We start from the raw sequence: 16036 nt of genomic DNA, 5'->3' as shown, positions 1-16036 counted from the left end.
GGCAATTTACGATCAAGGTGCTGCAATTTATTATTAATTGCTCTATCTTTAATTATAAATTGCATGCTGTATACAAAGAGGTTAGCGCATTATGGCACCAGAAACGATCGATCACTCAACCTTACATAAACTGGTTGAATCTGGCGTAGTGGATGCAGCACACGTTATTGGCACCCAGGGAGGCTGGTCGTTGACCGTGAAATACGGCCACACTGAACGGCCTCTTGCAGCACAACGCAGTCGGCAAATCCGCCTGTTCAAACGGCTGGAAACGGTTGTCAACTACCTGAAAGATGTTGGTATTGCCCGGTTTGAAGTCGACGCCTCTAATTACGACCCGGACGGTCAGAAGAAAACGACCCGACCAGACAGGGCTGAGGCATTAAAACGAGCTCATGAAGCTGCCGCGTATGATGCCTGGTTTCGAGAGCAGGTGCAGGCCGCCATTGACGATCCACGCCCGGCACTCTCTCATGAAGAGGCCAAAAGTCTATTTGCTGCCCGTAAAAAAGCCTTGCTGAAGGGGGATTAATGCGTCTGGAATGGAAGCCAATGTCCCTGTCTGACAGGGAGCAAATCATGGAATACATCAGTAAAGATAATCCGCTAGCGGCAATAGCCCTTGATAATCAATTTGAAGCCATTGCGGAACAGGCCTGTGAACGCCCGGAGATGTACCGGGCCGGACGAGTCGCTGGTACACATGAAGCCGTTGTCAGGCCGCATTATGTGCTTGTCTATCAAGTGGAGGGCGATACGCTCTCGGTACTGCGTGTTTTACATACCGCTCTGCAATGGCCGCCAGCGGAATAAGCTGATGTACAATGTCTTTTGCTGCACAATGATGTTTCTTCTGCCGCGAGAAAACTTCACATCCGGAAAACGTTATTGCGAGCCGCTTTCCAGAAACAGAAAAACCATTACCCCTGAAAACCGAAAAATGCCACAATATTGGCTGTTTATACAGTATTTCAGGTTTTCTCATGGCATTAACCGCCGCGCTTAAAGCGCAAATTGCCGCCTGGTATAAGGCGCTTCAGGAACAGATCCCCGACTTTATTCCCCGTGCGCCGCAGCGGCAGATGATTGCGGACGTCGCCAAAACGCTGGCCGGAGAAGAAGGGCGGCATCTGGCGATTGAAGCCCCCACCGGCGTTGGGAAAACGCTCTCCTATTTGATCCCCGGCATCGCCATTGCCCGCGAAGAGCAAAAAACGCTGGTGGTGAGTACCGCCAACGTGGCATTGCAGGATCAGATCTACAGTAAAGATTTACCGCTGCTGAAAAAGATCATTCCCGATCTTAAATTCACTGCCGCTTTTGGGCGTGGGCGCTACGTTTGCCCGCGTAATCTGACGGCGCTTGCCAGCACTGAGCCCACGCAACAGGATCTGCTGGCGTTTCTTGACGACGAGCTGACGCCGAACAATCAGGAAGAGCAAAAACGTTGTGCGAAGCTGAAGGGCGATCTCGACACTTATAAATGGGATGGTCTGCGCGATCATACTGATATCGCTATAGATGACGATCTCTGGCGTCGTTTAAGTACCGACAAAGCCAGCTGCCTCAACCGCAACTGTTACTACTATCGTGAATGCCCGTTTTTTGTTGCTCGTCGGGAGATTCAGGAAGCGGAAGTGGTGGTGGCAAACCATGCGCTGGTGATGGCGGCGATGGAAAGCGAAGCCGTATTGCCTGACCCGAAAAATTTACTGCTGGTGCTGGACGAAGGCCATCACCTGCCGGATGTGGCGCGGGATGCGCTGGAGATGAGTGCCGAAATCACCGCGCCCTGGTATCGACTACAGCTGGACTTGTTCACGAAACTGGTCGCTACCTGCATGGAGCAGTTTCGCCCGAAGACCATCCCGCCGCTGGCGATCCCTGAACGTTTGAATGCGCATTGTGAAGAGTTGTATGAGCTTATCGCCACGTTAAACAACATTCTCAATCTCTACATGCCTGCCGGGCAAGAGGCAGAGCACCGTTTTGCGATGGGCGAACTGCCAGATGAAGTGCTGGAGATCTGCCAGCGGCTGGCAAAACTCACCGAGATGCTGCGTGGCCTGGCTGAGTTATTTCTTAACGATTTAAGTGAGAAAACCGGCAGCCATGACATTGTACGTCTGCATCGGTTGATTTTGCAGATGAATCGCGCGCTGGGGATGTTCGAGGCGCAAAGCAAACTCTGGCGGCTGGCGTCTCTGGCGCAATCTTCCGGTGCGCCGGTGACTAAATGGGCGACGCGGGAAGAGCGCGAAGGGCAGCTGCATCTCTGGTTTCACTGTGTGGGTATTCGTGTCAGCGATCAGCTGGAAAGGCTGCTGTGGCGCAGTATTCCGCACATTATTGTCACCTCCGCAACCTTGCGTTCGCTGAATAGTTTTTCGCGTTTGCAGGAGATGAGTGGGCTGAAAGAGAAAGCGGGCGACCGTTTTGTGGCGCTGGATTCCCCCTTTAACCACTGCGAACAGGGCAAAATTGTTATTCCCCGGATGCGCTTTGAGCCTTCCATCGACAACGAAGAGCAGCATATTGCCGAAATGGCGGCCTTTTTCCGTGAGCAGGTGGAGAGCAAAAAACATCTCGGTATGTTGGTACTGTTTGCCAGCGGACGGGCGATGCAGCGCTTTCTTGACTATGTGACGGATTTACGCCTGATGTTGCTGGTGCAGGGCGATCAGCCACGTTATCGCTTAGTTGAACTGCACCGCAAACGCGTTGCCAACGGTGAGCGTAGCGTGCTGGTGGGCTTACAGTCCTTTGCCGAAGGTCTTGATCTGAAAGGCGATCTGCTCAGCCAGGTGCATATCCACAAAATCGCTTTTCCGCCCATCGACAGCCCGGTGGTGATCACCGAAGGGGAATGGCTGAAAAGCCTCAACCGCTATCCGTTTGAGGTGCAAAGCCTGCCGAGCGCTTCGTTTAACCTGATTCAGCAGGTTGGGCGACTGATTCGAAGCCACGGTTGCTGGGGGGAAGTGGTTATCTACGACAAACGCTTGCTGACCAAAAATTATGGCAAGCGACTACTGGATGCATTACCGGTATTTCCGATAGAGCAACCGGAAGTCCCTGAAGGTATAGTTAAAAAGAAAGAAAAAACGAAATCCCCACGCCGTCGGCGGCGTTAATGATGTGAGTCAGGTAAGGAGTCGTAAATGGACTATCGCAAAATCATTAAAGAGATCGGGCGCGGGAAAAACCACGCGCGCGATTTAGACCGGGATACTGCGCGCGGTCTGTATGCCCATATGCTCAATGGTGAAGTCCCTGACCTTGAGTTGGGCGGCGTATTGATTGCGCTGCGTATCAAAGGGGAAGGGGAAGCAGAGATGCTCGGCTTTTACGAAGCCATGCAAAATCACACCATCAAGCTGACGCCGCCTGCAGACAAGCCGATGCCGATTGTCATCCCCAGTTACAACGGCGCGCGTAAGCAGGCCAACCTGACGCCGTTGTTGGCGATTCTCCTGCACAAACTCGGTTTTCCTGTGGTGGTTCACGGGGTTAGCGAAGATCCAACCCGCGTGCTGACAGAAACCATTTTCGAACTGATGGGTATTACGCCAACGTTGCACGGCGGGCAGGCGCAGGCGAAGCTCGACGAACATCAACCTGTCTTTATGCCTGTCGGCGCGTTTTGCCCGCCGCTGGAAAAACAACTGGCGATGCGCTGGCGGATGGGCGTGCGTAACAGTGCACATACCCTGGCGAAACTGGCGACGCCATTTGCCGAAGGTGAGGCACTGCGTCTTTCCAGCGTTTCGCATCCGGAATACATTGGACGCGTCGCGAAGTTCTTTAGCGATATCGGCGGGCGGGCGCTACTAATGCATGGTACTGAAGGTGAAGTGTATGCTAATCCGCAACGCTGCCCGCAGATCAATTTGATCGACCATGAAGGGATGCGGGTGCTGTATGAAAAACAGGACCCTGCTGGTAGCGAGTTACTGCCGCAAGCAAAAGATCCGGAAACCACGGCGCAGTGGATTGAGCGTTGCCTGGCTGGCAGCGAAGCGATTCCCGAATCGCTGAAAATCCAGATGGCTTGCTGCCTGGTGGCTACGGGGGAAGCGGCAACTATCAGCGATGGCCTGGCGCGCGTTAATCAGGCATTTTAATTTTTATCTCAGCCGGATGAGCCACGTCATCCGGCTTTTACCCCACCGCAATATGAAATTCCTGCATCTTTATTGACCTTCCCGCGCCCGGCGTGCAGCATAAAAAAACAACAAACACATAACATAAACAGGAGTTAACCATGGAAAGTGGTCATCGCTTTGATGCTCAGACGTTGCACAGTTTTATTCAGGCTGTATTTCGTCAGATGGGTAGCGAGGAACAAGAAGCGAAATTAGTTGCCGATCATTTAATCGCGGCAAACCTGGCAGGGCATGATTCACATGGTATTGGCATGATCCCAAGCTATGTGTGCTCCTGGAGTCAGGGGCATCTGCAAATTAACCATCATGCCAAAATCGTTAAAGAGGCGGGGGCGGCGGTCACGCTCGATGGCGATCGCGCATTTGGTCAGGTCGCAGCACACGAAGCGATGGCACTGGGGATTGAGAAAGCGCATCAGCACGGTATTGCTGCCGTGGCGCTACATAACTCGCATCATATCGGCCGTATCGGTTACTGGGCAGAACAGTGCGCAGCGGCGGGGTTTGTCTCTATCCACTTTGTTAGCGTGGTCGGCATTCCAATGGTCGCGCCGTTCCACGGTCGCGACAGCCGCTTTGGCACCAATCCCTTCTGTGTGGTTTTCCCTCGTAAAGATAAGTTCCCGCTGTTGCTTGATTACGCCACCAGCGCCATTGCATTTGGCAAAACCCGCGTCGCCTGGCATAAAGGCGTCCCCGTGCCGCCAGGTTGCCTGATTGACGTTAACGGCGTGCCGACGACCAATCCGGCGGTAATGCAGGAGTCGCCGTTGGGTTCGCTGTTGACCTTTGCCGAACATAAAGGCTACGCCCTTGCAGCGATGTGTGAAATTCTTGGTGGGGCGCTTTCCGGCGGTAAAACGACGCATCAGGAAACGTTACAAACCAGTCCCGATGCCATTCTTAACTGCATGACCACTATCATCATCAACCCGGAACTGTTCGGCGCGCCGGATTGTAGTGCGCAGACCGAAGCCTTTGCCGAGTGGGTGAAAGCCTCGCCGCATGATGACGATAAGTCGATTTTGCTACCGGGCGAGTGGGAAGTTAACACGCGTCGCGAACGGCAGGAGCAGGGGATTCCACTGGATGCGGGAAGCTGGCAGGCCATTTGTGATGCGGCGCGGCAGATTGGTATGCCGGAAGAGACGTTGCAGGCTTTCTGCCAGCAGTTAACCAGCTAAAAAAAAGCCCGTCCAGTGGCGGACGGGCAAACAAGGGTAACATAGGATCAATGAGGGTTAGAGCATATGCGTCTGTCGGCAAACAGACAGGGAAATACTTGTGCTGGACGTAGCGGAAACGCCTTATCCGCCTACGAATTACTTATAAATTACCGCAGTACCGCTTAATTTATTGTTGTTGGTGGCAGAAGTGATGCTGTATCCACTCGCCCCAGCTGCCGCAGCTTTCTCAGCCAGTTTCGCTTCCAGGGCATCGAGGGTGGATGCGCCATCGGCAGAAACCACGCCGATTTTATTCATGTTCTGTGCCTGGGATGCCGTTACCGGTTCCGCGGCAAACACGCCAAATGACAGAGTTGAAAGAGCCATAGCAGCAACAACAGTATTGATAGTTTTCATAATTAATCTCTCGCAGGTGATTTTTGTATAAGTGACGTTGTTTCGTCGATGTGATGAGTATCACGTTTTTTTTCGAGAGATAAAATCGAAGAGAATTGACCACCTTGTTCAAATAAATTGATTGATATCTAACATACTGATAATCCATTTATTTGTTGAACTTATGGACTTGTTTTATGCAGCGTGGCAGTCACGAAAGCGTTAAAGGCACGGAATGCCACGCAAAATACAAATTATACTCGCTATACATCCCGCCAGTTGTAGTTAACGTAACTGGCTGTCTTTCGAACCTCTGCGATTATATCCTGTATAAGCTGGTTTTTGTAAATCTTTCTCCTGCTGACAATGAATGCATAAGCGCACGCCAGGAATGGCTTCCCGACGGGCCTGTGGGATAGGTGCGCCGCACTCTTCACATTCATACAGGCTTTCACCACGCGGAATTTCACCCCGAGCGCGGGCAATCGCATCTTCAATTGTACTGTTGATCTGTTCGTTGACGGCGTCATCGTTAGCCCAACCGGATGCCATATCGTCCTCCCCATATCAATACTTGTACAGTTAAGTGTAGCTAATATAGGGACGAACTCGGGCAGTTCAAGCGTCAGATCTCCGACCATTCCCGCAGCAGATTATGATAAAGATTGAGCAGCGACAGGATCTCTTCACTTTCGCCGTAGCGGCTTTTCAGCGACTGAATATTGTTGTCCAGTTCAAACAGCATGGCGCGCTTTTTATCATCACGGATCATCGACTGGATCCACATAAATGATGCCACTCGTACGCCGCGGGTTACGGGTGTCACGCAATGCAAGCTGCTGGAGGGATACAACACCAGATCGCCTGCCGGGAGTTTTATCCGATGTTGCCCGAAGGTGTCATTAACGACCAGTTCGCCGCCGTCGTAGCTTTCTGGATCGCTTAAAAACAGCGTGGCAGAAAGGTCAGTGCGCATCCAGCCGTTTTGTAGATGGCTGCGTACTGCGCCATCCACATGAAAACCATAGGTTTCATTGTTCTGATAGCGATTAAACAGCGGCGTGGAAAGGGTACGCGGCAAGGCCGCGGCAAAGAACAAAGCATGTTGGTTAACCGCGTTCAGCACCTCATTTTGCAGGGCGGCGTATAACGTGCTGCGGGTGTCTACCTGTTGATTGTTCTTAACTTGCGCACCTTGTGCGCCGGTGGTGACGCGTCCATCAACCCATTCGGCTTGTTCCAGTTGTTCGCGAAACCGGGCGACGTCCTGTGGCGATAACACGCCGGGAATGTGGTACATCATACAAGTTCTCCAAAAAGTGGGGCCTGCGCCCCACATCTGAATCAGAAATGCATATTGGCCGTGAGCAGGAAGGTTCTTGGCTCGCCCGGGTGATAACGGTAGCCGCTCTTGTTGATTGAGGCGACGTAATCGGTATCAAACAGGTTGTAGACGTTTAGCTGGAAGTCGAGATTGCGATTAACCCGATACCCCAGTTTAGCGTCGGCGACCCAATAACCTTCGGTAAACGCTGGCGTTCCCACCGCGCCGTCAGAACCTTTATGCATACTGCCGATATAGCGTGCGCCCGCACCAACGGAAATATCATCGGTTGCCTGATACTGGCTCCATAAGGTAAAGGCGTGCTCCGGGGTATACGGCAGCGATGAGGAACCATCCTGGGCAACATCTTTGCCGTTTTTGATGGTTGCTTTTTGCTGGGTATAGCCGCCAATCACCTGCCACGCGGGAGTGATATTCCCGGCCACGGATATCTCATAGCCTTCGACGCGTTTCTTACCGTATTGCGAGTAAGTTCCGTCATCATTTTGCTCAACTTCATTTTCGATATCAGTACGGAACAGCGCGGCGGTGAGCAACAGGCGTTTATCCAGAACCTGCCATTTGGTGCCAATCTCGCTGGTGTTGGCTTTTTGCGGTTTAAAATCGGTGCGGTTGGCACTGTTACCGCTGCCAGACTGCGCAAGGGCGAAGTTGTTGCCGCCCGGAGGCTGCTGGGAAACGGCATAGTTAATATAGACATTGCCGTTTTCCGTCAGGTGATAAAGCGCCCCGGCTTTCCAGTTCACCAGATTGCCCGACTTAGCGGTATCGACGGTGGTGACCGGAGAACCTTTTGCCATGCCAGCAGGGCAGGTGATGGCACCGCGTCCGCTGCCGCCGCAGGCGGTGGCACTGTCATATTCAGTATGATAATTATCCAGACGGATCCCGCCGTTCAGCTCAAAATCACGGGTGATTTGCAGCGTATCGAAGGCGTAAATTGCGAAGGTATCCGTCTGACCATTGGCGTTTGCGCCGTTGCGCGTCAGGCCGCCGGGATGAATGCTGCTGTCAGGATGATAAATATTTACCGCAGGTAACGTCACCGGATTAACGCCGTAGTTAGTCTGCGTTTCACGGGTAAATTCCACGCCGGTACTGACATCATGACCGATAGAAGCGGTATAGAACGTCGAGGTCAGGTTGGTCTGGTTGGTGAGAATTTTATTACTCACATCTTTAGCATTCGCCGTGCGTGACCAGGTCCAGCTATTCACATCGCTGGTGGGCTGGGTAATATTCGACGCCCCACCCATAATCGCCGTCATCAGGTAATCCTGCTTCACGCGCGACCAACGGGTAGTATTGCGAATGGTGGTGTTATCGTTGATGTCGTGCTCAAAACGCATGGTAGCGGTGTCGGTGGTCGAATCGTCGTAATCGGAATCCGTGCCGTAAAAGTTATGCGTATCAACTTTTCCGGAATGATTCAGGGCCGCCGTTCCCGCAGATGGGGCAGAATAGCCCGGCAAACCGATGGTCGGAATGCCGCCGTCTGGCGTGTTGTGCTGGGTGACATGCAGATAATTAAGATACAAACGATTCGCTGTACCAAGGCCAAAAGCGACAGAAGGGGCGATGCCGTAACGCTCATTTTTGACTTTGTCGCGTCCGGCATCGTGCGTTTTTTCGCCCATCACATTCAGGCGCGCCGCGGTGGTATCACCAATGACCTGATTGACGTCCAGCGTGCCGCGGCGGAACCAGGCGCTACCAATACTGGCGGAGGCGTCAATGCCGGAATCATTGCGCGGCTGCTTGCTGATCATATTGATCGAGCCTGTCGGTGCGCTGCGCCCGTAGTCGGTGCCGGACGGCCCTTTAATCACTTCGACCTGCTCGGTATTGAAGGTGTCGCGCGAGACGCTGCCGATATCGCGAATGCCATCAATATAAATACTGTTAGAGGTATCAGCACCGCGCATATAAATGGCGTCGCCAGTGGTGGAGTTACCGTTCTCACCCGCAAAAAACGCACCCACGCCGGGGACGTTTTTGAGTGCGTCGGTAAGGTTGGTTGCGCCCTGATCTTTAATCACTTGTTCAGAAATCACCGTCATCGTGCGGGTAGTATCCGCTACCGGACGCGAGAATTTCGGATCTGCAGATTGTTGTGGCGCATAAAGCGAAGGCGTTGATGCTTCGACAACCAGCGTGTCATCCGCGTTAGTTTGCCCTTCGGCGGCGAGTGCCTGAGCCACAGGCGTGATGCCAATACAAAGACCGGCAAAGAACGTGAGCGAATGAAATTGTCTGGCAGGGAAATTGCGATTGTTTTCCATTTTGCAGGTGACTTTTTCTTATATGTTGAAATTTTCACTGCCACGAGAAAGCCTCTCTGCGGATGCGATGCCACTGTTAATCTCGTGATAGCGCTCGTGCAAGTGATAATAATTTTGATAAGCATTATCACTTGGCGCGATTTTCTATCACCCATTGTGCGAAAAAGAAATACATTTATTTACATTACGTTCATATTTGATGTTTTTTGATTACAAAACAGGCGAAAACTGCATCCAGAGGCGAATGCAGTTACGTTGGTGGGGTTATTTGTAGATGGTTGCAGTACCGAACATCTGGTCATTTCCGCCTGCGGAATTAATGACATAACCTTTCGCGCCTTGCTCGCGCGCTTTTTCTGCCAGTTTATCCTCCAGATCGCTTAGGTTTGATGCGCCAGTTGCCGAAACGGTACCGGCGGGCCGTAGCTGACCGCTGTCCAGGTTACTCATCGGTTGCGCGGCATAAGCCGTGAGAGAGATTCCGCTCAGGACGGTGGCAATCAGTAGTGTGAGGCACTTTTTCATAATGACATCCTCATAAATACAACGGGTAGTGCCTGATAAGTGTAGGTCGCCTGGGCGATGAAAATGACGCAAAAAATTGACAGAGATACGCTTATTTTTTGAACGATATATTTTTACAAAATAAGACAAATCAATGACATGCATGATGCTGATTTTTATGATGAATTGCCATAAACCATAGCCATGTTAAGGTTTTTAGAAATGATAAACGCAGCCAGATATTTACCCTGTCGCGTTATGCGGGTATCTTACGCCGCTGCTTAAAGGAGAATGCTATGTCCGCCCAGAAACCGGGGTTGCATCCGCGCAACCGTCATCACAGCCGCTACGATCTCGCCACGCTTTGTCAGGTCAATCCTGAACTCAGGCAATTCCTCACGCTTACACCCGCCGGGGAGCAAAGCGTAGACTTTGCCAATCCGCTGGCGGTGAAGGCGCTCAATAAGGCGTTGCTGGCCCATTTTTACGCCGTAGCGAACTGGGATATCCCCGACGGTTTTCTCTGCCCGCCAGTACCGGGCCGGGCGGATTATATTCATCACCTTGCCGATTTACTGGCAGAAGCAAGCGGAACAATTCCAGCTAATGCCAGCATTCTGGATATCGGCGTTGGTGCGAACTGTATTTACCCGCTGATTGGTGTACATGAATATGGCTGGCGTTTTACTGGTAGTGAAACCAGCAGCCAGGCGTTAAGCAGTGCGCAGGCGATCATCAGTGCTAATCCGGGGCTTAACCGCGCCATTCGTCTGCGTCGGCAAAAAGAGAGTGGGGCGATTTTTAACGGCATCATCCATAAAAACGAGCAATACGACGCGACCTTGTGTAACCCGCCATTCCACGATTCCGCCGCTGCGGCACGGGCAGGTAGTGAACGTAAACGCCGTAACCTGGGGCTGAACAAAGACGATGCACTGAACTTTGGTGGTCAGCAACAGGAGTTGTGGTGTGAAGGCGGTGAAGTCGCTTTTATCAAAAAGATGATTGAAGAGAGCAAAGGCTTCGCGAAGCAGGTGATGTGGTTTACCTCGCTGGTATCTCGTGGCGAAAACTTGCCGCCGTTGTATCGTGCTCTGACGGACGTGGGCGCGGTGAAAGTGGTCAAAAAAGAGATGGCCCAGGGGCAAAAGCAGAGCCGCTTTATTGCCTGGACCTTTATGAACGACGAGCAGCGCCGCCGTTTTGTCAATCGCCAGCGTTAAAGCGTTGGTTCCCCCGGCGGCAGCGGTTCAGCCGGGGCCGCGCCCGGAGCAGGCAGCACCTGATAAGTCTGTACCGGCGCGCGAACACCCGCCAGGTCGAAATGTTTTTTCACCTGGCTGTCGAGGGCAAAGCGGACCGTCCACTGTTTGAGTGGCAGCGTGGTGAACGAAACACGCAGTGTAAATGCGGTATTGCTTAAGCCGACAATCCCGGCAAAATTCGGTTCACCAATAATCAGCCCGCGAATTTCTTCGTTTTCCATCAATTCCGCTACCGCATCTTTCAGTGCCTGATTGGCTTTATCAGCATCTTCATGGCGATCAACATCGTAATTTGCCACCACCGAACCAATGCCGCGGACGAAGTTAGCAAAGGTGGTTATCGAAGACCATGGAATGATGTGATACGCCCCGGTATCCTGACGCACGCCCACGGAGCGAATCGACATCCGTTCCACAGTGCCGGTCAACGGCCCGATAGTCACCAAATCTCCAGTGTTCATGCCGTTTTCAAACTGAATAAATACCCCGGTGATAATATCTTTCACCAGCGTTTGCGAACCAAAAGAGATAGCCAGCCCCAATGCACCGGCACCTGCCAGCAATGGCGCGATATTAACGCCGATTTCCGACAACACAATCATGATGGTGATGGTACTGATAATCACCGCCAGCGCGTTACGGAACAGCGTCAGCAGGGTACGCGTACGGGCGCTGGGTAGTGGGCGGCCATGAATATCCGAAGCCAGCCTGTTTTCGATCAAACTGGCGAGCACCGTCCAGCCAACCGCCGAGAAGAAAAGAATGAGTGCGATACGGATCAGGATATCTACGGTTTTCTGCCCCGCACCGTTTTGCAGCCAGTTCCAGAAATCGAACAATCCCCATGCGCTCAACAGCAACATTACCGCCACGCAGACGGTCAGAATACGCGCCGTTTTCAGCGCCGCCGAAAGCCAGCCATTCAGCCGTTTTTGCAACTCCGGATAGTTACGCTGAGTATGTGGCGAGAGGGTGATGGTTTTCGCCAGCCAGCGGGAAAACATACCGGAAACAAATGCTGCGATACCAATAATCGCCAGGCTGCGCACCGTTGCACCCATCATAAATTTCAGGCTGTTGCCCGGATCGAACAACGAAAAGAAAAACAGCACGATAAAATAGGCGCTTGCCAGCCAGTGCCACACCAGCGCAAAGGCGCGGATAAACAAGCTGAAAAAGGCCAGCGAATGCTCCGCGAAGTTGAGCAAATGCTGGGTAATCTCTTTTTTATTACGAAAGATCAGGTACAACGCCCAGACGGTCATGCACAGCATAATGATGACGTTCGCCAGCGCACCTATCTGTACATTCACCTGATTAGAGATAATCGGCACGGCGACAATCAGGCCATAGCCAATCAGGCTGCTTAACCAGCTCAGGCGACGACTCCAGTAACGGGCGGTCTCGTCATGAATCGTGAACGGGCGCAGTTCCGCCACGTTTGGGCAAAAAATCAGGCGTAGTACGGCTTTGAAAAATTCAATCAGGGCAAAGGCGCTGAGAAACAAACTTTGTTGGAAAGCGATGGTGCGACTGCCCGCATTCAGGTTGTCGCTTAAAACCTGACCGACAAATAATGTCAGTGCCAGTAACAGCAGGTCGATAATAAACGCCCCGATAATCATCGCCGGAAGCTGCAACCAGTTGCTGCGTTCGCGATTTTTTTGCCGCGCCCACTGGCCCATTTTGCGATACAGCGGCAGTGCGCACAGACGAATCAGCCAGTAAAAACCAAACACTAATACCGCTAACATTGAAAAATGGGTCAACGCATTGCTGAAGGTTTGTGGATTAAACGGCTTATGCGGGGAGCCGGTGATATTGCGATAAAGTTGTCCGAAGCGGGCGGAAAGGGCTTCACCATAATGGCGGCTGACTTCGGTGACTTTTTGCAGCACGGTTTGCTCTTCAACCAGCGTCGGCGGCACGATCTTCGGTACGGGTTCCGCAGGGGGCGTCGCGGCGACGGTGCGCAACTGGTCGATCAACTCTTTACGCGAGGTGTCATTATCCAGCACATCCGCCAGTGCGCCATAGGCCGCTTTTTTTTGTTCGATATCCGGTTCAGGGGCCGGTTCAGTCGTTGAGTCCGTTGTCGTTGTGGTTGTAACGCCGGGTATGGATACCGCGTGGGCAGGTGCGCCCAGCAGGCAGAAGAGGATGAACAGGATCCACCGCATGACTCCTCCAGTGAGAAAACAGAGCAAAAAGATAAGTATAGATGCTGGGGGAGGAGCGATTTTAAATGAGAGGAATCTGGTGTGCCTCCCTTTCGGGGGAAAGGGAGGCTGAGAAGTTAAGAGACGTGCTGCAAAAATTCCTGCAAGCGCTGGCTCGGTGGGTTCTTGATCAACACCTGCGGATCGCCATCTTCCGCAATCCGGCCTTTGTCGATAAAGATCAGGCGCGAAGCTACTTTCTCGGCAAAACCGATTTCGTGTGTCACGATCACCATCGTCATCCCTTCTTCAGCCAGATCCTGCATAACCTTCAGCACTTCATGGCGCAGTTCCGGGTCAAGAGCGGAAGTCGGTTCATCAAACAGCATCATTTTCGGCTTCACCGCCAGCGCGCGTGCGATCGCCACACGCTGCTGTTGACCACCAGAAAGTTCGGAAGGGTAGTGATGTGCACGTTCTGCCAGACCGACTTTCGCCAGCAGCTCACGCGCCAGTTTTTCCGCCTCTTCTTTGTTCGCGCCACGCACGCGTAGCGGACCAAACATGACGTTTTCCAGCGCCGTCAGATGCGGGAAGAGGTAAAACTGCTGGAACACCATACCTGCTTCCTGGCGAATCAGGCGCTCGTCAACTTTCGGATCGTTAACCTTCAGGCCATCAACAATCAGATCGCCGGAAGTGATTTCTTCCAGTTTGTTGATGCAGCGCAGCAGGGTCGATTTACCGGAACCGGACGGCCCGATAATCACCACGACTTCGCCCTGAGCAATGTTCAAATCGATATTGTGCAGCACCTGGGTTGGACCAAAATGCTTGGAGACGTTTTTAAATTCAATCACAGGATTTTCATCCTTCTTTCCAGACGACGCAGAATAAAGCTCAGCACCAGGGTAATAATCAGATAGAACACCGCCACGGCGCTCCAGATCTCAAGGGCGCGGAAGTTACCGGCAATAATTTCTTGCCCCTGACGGGTCAGTTCCGCCACGCCGATAACAATAAACAGCGAGGTGTCTTTAATGCTGATGATCCACTGGTTACCCAGCGGCGGCAGCATACGACGCAGTGCCAGCGGTAAAATGACGTAGCGAATGGTTTCCCAACGTGAAAGACCAAGCGCCAGTCCTGCTTCACGAAAACCTTTGTGGATAGACAGCACCGCACCACGCGTGATTTCCGCAATGTACGCGCCGGAGTTGATCATGATGGTGACCACCGCCGCAGTAAACGGGTCGATGCGTAAGTCGTTAAACGCCATCGGCAGGGCGAAATAGATAAACATCACCTGGACGACGATAGGTGTGCCGCGGATCACTTCAATAAAGACCAGCGCGACGTGGTTGGCTATCCAACCACCGAAGGTGCGTGCAAAACCTGCCAGCAATCCGATCACCAGACCGCCAGCCAAACCGAGGACCGAGATCCACAGGGTCATTTTGGCACCTTCAATCAGAAGCGGAATGGCAGGCCAGATGGCACTCCAGTCAAACTGCATATGTTGTTCCTGTTACCGTGGTGTAAATAATCAAATTCAGGGTAATTAATGGCCCCGGAGCGGGTTTGCGCCCCTCACCCTAATCCTCTCCCCAGAGGGGAGAGGGAACTGCCAGTGCGCCTTACAGGCGTAGCGTTATTATTTCGGTTCAGTACCGAACCATTTTTTGTAGATTTCGTTGTAAGTTCCGTTCTCGCGCAGGGTTTTCAACGCGCCGTTGACTTTGTCACGCAGCTCGTCGCTACCTTTCGGGAACGCAATACCGTATTGCTGTGCTTCCAGAGAGTCACCTACCGCTTTGAACTGACCGTTACCGGCGGTTTTGATGAAGTACAAAATATTTGGCGTATCGTGCAGAACGGCATCTGCGCGGTTGGTGCCCAGTTCCATATAGGCGTTATCAATGTTCGGGAACTGACGCAGATCTTTAGTTTTGATGTTTGCTTTCGCGTAATCAACGGAGCCAGTGCCGCTCTTCACAGCAACCACTTTCCCGTCGAGATCTTTCACGCTTTTCACATCGTTATTGTTAGCTTTCACCATCACTAACAGGCCGCTTTTGTAGTAGCCGTCAGAGAAATCGATCGCTTTTTTACGCTCGTCGGTAATGGTGATGCCCGCCAGCGCCAGATCGACGTTTTTGGTTTGCAGTGCCGGAATGATCCCACTGAAATCCATCGGCTTCAGTTCGTAATCCAGCTTCAGTTCTTTAGCGATGGCAGCCCACAGATCAACGTCAAAGCCCACGTATTTATCGCCCTGTTTAAATTCAAACGGAACGAAGGCGGTATCCGTCGCGACAACTAATTTTTTATCCGCGGCATGAGAAGAAACCGTAAAAGCCAGGGTCAGTGCAGCCAGTGAAACTTTTAATACAGACTTCATAGCATTTCCTTTTTTCTATCCACGGGACGATCCCCTGCGTGACATTCACATATATGAAAAAATCGTGCCAGTTTTGCAACTCATTGATTTATCGAGATGCGGTAAAAACGTGATGCACGATTTATAGGGCAATACCCTGAAGGTGCACCATTCTGGGGCACCAAACTGGTGCGCTAAAATTGTGCACTCAACACAGTGATTATTTAGCGTAAAACCTGATGAAAAAACAATCTTTATGTAACAATTGTGTGATGATGTGGATACAAAAAATTTACTTAATCAGCTGGAGATAGCAGATGAATGCACTAAATAAGTGCGTTGAGGTGGGCTGCAAAACAAAACGGCCTCCTGT

15 protein-coding genes are annotated in these 16036 nt (G+C 52.0%); 6 read left to right on the top strand and 9 right to left on the bottom strand.

Annotation, left to right across the window (positions count from 1 at the left end):
* Positions 1 to 91 precede the first annotated feature (91 nt).
* From ACJHWK_RS07590 to hcxB, 5 genes are all read left to right on the top strand, one after another.
* Entirely contained in the window at positions 92 to 532 is a 441-nt protein-coding gene (locus tag ACJHWK_RS07590; protein WP_001522657.1) for a hypothetical protein, read from the top strand.
* Positions 532 to 813, top strand: a complete 282-nt coding sequence (locus ACJHWK_RS07585) for a type II toxin-antitoxin system mRNA interferase toxin, RelE/StbE family (RefSeq protein WP_001522659.1) — start codon at positions 532 to 534, stop codon at positions 811 to 813. Before ACJHWK_RS07590 ends, ACJHWK_RS07585 begins: the two co-directional genes overlap by 1 nt.
* 170 nt (positions 814 to 983) lie before the next feature.
* The gene (gene dinG / locus ACJHWK_RS07580) at positions 984 to 3134 is read left to right on the top strand and encodes an ATP-dependent DNA helicase DinG (RefSeq protein WP_001522662.1); all 2151 of its coding nucleotides are present in this window, start codon (positions 984 to 986) and stop codon (positions 3132 to 3134) included.
* 27 nt (positions 3135 to 3161) lie between these two features.
* On the top strand, positions 3162 to 4124 hold the full coding sequence (gene ybiB, locus ACJHWK_RS07575) for a DNA-binding protein YbiB (RefSeq protein ID WP_001522664.1): 963 nt from the start codon (positions 3162 to 3164) through the stop codon (positions 4122 to 4124).
* Between the two features lie 140 nt (positions 4125 to 4264).
* Positions 4265 to 5350, top strand: coding sequence for a hydroxycarboxylate dehydrogenase HcXB (gene hcxB, locus ACJHWK_RS07570; RefSeq protein ID WP_410234811.1), 1086 nt, complete (start codon positions 4265 to 4267; stop codon positions 5348 to 5350).
* Between the two features lie 138 nt (positions 5351 to 5488).
* Here the strand turns inward: hcxB and ybiJ are convergent, their stop codons facing one another.
* The 5 genes from ybiJ to mcbA all read right to left on the bottom strand — a co-directional run bounded on the left by ybiJ (position 5489) and on the right by mcbA (position 9880).
* Positions 5489 to 5749 carry a DUF1471 family protein YbiJ gene (ybiJ, locus tag ACJHWK_RS07565; RefSeq protein ID WP_000849301.1) on the bottom strand — a complete coding sequence of 87 codons (261 nt, stop codon included), beginning with the start codon at positions 5747 to 5749 and terminating at the stop codon, positions 5489 to 5491.
* A 264-nt stretch (positions 5750 to 6013) separates the two neighbouring features.
* Positions 6014 to 6280: a C4-type zinc finger protein YbiI gene (gene ybiI / locus ACJHWK_RS07560; protein ID WP_000146357.1), complete on the bottom strand. Its 267-nt coding sequence runs from the start codon at positions 6278 to 6280 to the stop codon at positions 6014 to 6016.
* Between the two features lie 73 nt (positions 6281 to 6353).
* The gene (gene ybiX / locus ACJHWK_RS07555) at positions 6354 to 7031 is read right to left on the bottom strand and encodes a PKHD-type hydroxylase YbiX (protein ID WP_020233042.1); all 678 of its coding nucleotides are present in this window, start codon (positions 7029 to 7031) and stop codon (positions 6354 to 6356) included.
* Between the two features lie 41 nt (positions 7032 to 7072).
* Positions 7073 to 9355, bottom strand: a complete 2283-nt coding sequence (locus ACJHWK_RS07550; RefSeq protein WP_021517034.1) for a catecholate siderophore receptor Fiu — start codon at positions 9353 to 9355, stop codon at positions 7073 to 7075.
* A 264-nt stretch (positions 9356 to 9619) separates the two neighbouring features.
* Positions 9620 to 9880, bottom strand: coding sequence for a DUF1471 family periplasmic protein McbA (gene mcbA / locus ACJHWK_RS07545; RefSeq protein ID WP_000710619.1), 261 nt, complete (start codon positions 9878 to 9880; stop codon positions 9620 to 9622).
* A gap of 275 nt (positions 9881 to 10155) precedes the next feature.
* Between mcbA and rlmF the strand changes: the two genes are divergently transcribed.
* The gene (gene rlmF, locus ACJHWK_RS07540) at positions 10156 to 11082 is read left to right on the top strand and encodes a 23S rRNA (adenine(1618)-N(6))-methyltransferase RlmF (RefSeq protein WP_001275941.1); all 927 of its coding nucleotides are present in this window, start codon (positions 10156 to 10158) and stop codon (positions 11080 to 11082) included.
* Here the strand turns inward: rlmF and ybiO are convergent.
* The 4 genes from ybiO to glnH form a co-directional block, all read right to left on the bottom strand.
* A complete protein-coding gene (gene ybiO / locus ACJHWK_RS07535; protein ID WP_001522669.1) occupies positions 11079 to 13304 on the bottom strand; it encodes a mechanosensitive channel protein in 2226 nt (741 codons plus the stop codon). The genes rlmF and ybiO overlap by 4 nt on opposite strands.
* A gap of 116 nt (positions 13305 to 13420) precedes the next feature.
* Complete coding sequence (gene glnQ / locus ACJHWK_RS07530; protein WP_000569080.1) at positions 13421 to 14143, bottom strand: glutamine ABC transporter ATP-binding protein GlnQ; 723 nt, start codon at positions 14141 to 14143, stop codon at positions 13421 to 13423.
* The gene (glnP, locus tag ACJHWK_RS07525; protein WP_001159065.1) at positions 14140 to 14799 is read right to left on the bottom strand and encodes a glutamine ABC transporter permease GlnP; all 660 of its coding nucleotides are present in this window, start codon (positions 14797 to 14799) and stop codon (positions 14140 to 14142) included. Before glnP ends, glnQ begins: the two co-directional genes overlap by 4 nt.
* A gap of 138 nt (positions 14800 to 14937) precedes the next feature.
* A complete protein-coding gene (gene glnH / locus ACJHWK_RS07520; RefSeq protein WP_170886152.1) occupies positions 14938 to 15684 on the bottom strand; it encodes a glutamine ABC transporter substrate-binding protein GlnH in 747 nt (248 codons plus the stop codon).
* Between the last annotated feature and the right edge of the window lie 352 nt (positions 15685 to 16036).

This window comes from Escherichia sp. WS547 (assembly GCF_046486065.1).
In the GTDB taxonomy this organism is placed as follows: domain Bacteria; phylum Pseudomonadota; class Gammaproteobacteria; order Enterobacterales; family Enterobacteriaceae; genus Escherichia; species Escherichia coli.
The sequence above is the reverse complement of the archived record's forward strand: the minus strand, read 5'-3'. Positions and strand labels throughout refer to the sequence as shown.